Source organism: Shewanella electrica (assembly GCF_022321485.1).
GTDB lineage: Bacteria > Pseudomonadota > Gammaproteobacteria > Enterobacterales > Shewanellaceae > Shewanella > Shewanella electrica.
This window is the reverse complement of the sequence record NZ_JAKOGG010000830.1, coordinates 1-231: the sequence shown is the minus strand read 5'-3', so window position 1 is coordinate 231 and position 231 is coordinate 1. Positions and strand designations below refer to the sequence as shown.

The following is a 231-nucleotide window of genomic DNA, read 5'->3' as shown; positions in this document are numbered from 1 at the left end:
CACAAGATTTATGCTGGAAACCTTGGGGTCTGACTTCACAAGATCTTAGGGATGCCTTTGCTGAGCAGCCTGGCTTCCTGAGTGCCAAGGTCATCTATGAAAGGAACAGTGGAAGGTCTAGGGGATATGGGTTTGTCTCTTTTGAAACTGCTGAGGATGTAGAGGCTGCTTTGAATTCTATGAATGGTGTGGAGGTTCAAGGCCGGCCCTTACGGCTGAATCTAGCTACAG

General features: G+C 48.5%; 1 protein-coding gene. It reads left to right on the top strand.

All coding sequences use genetic code 11. The features are described from left to right. Window positions 1-29: 29 nt before the first annotated feature. Window positions 30-231 (top strand): RNA-binding protein (locus tag L9G74_RS24735; protein WP_500142686.1); only part of this gene is annotated, 202 nt, incomplete at its 3' end.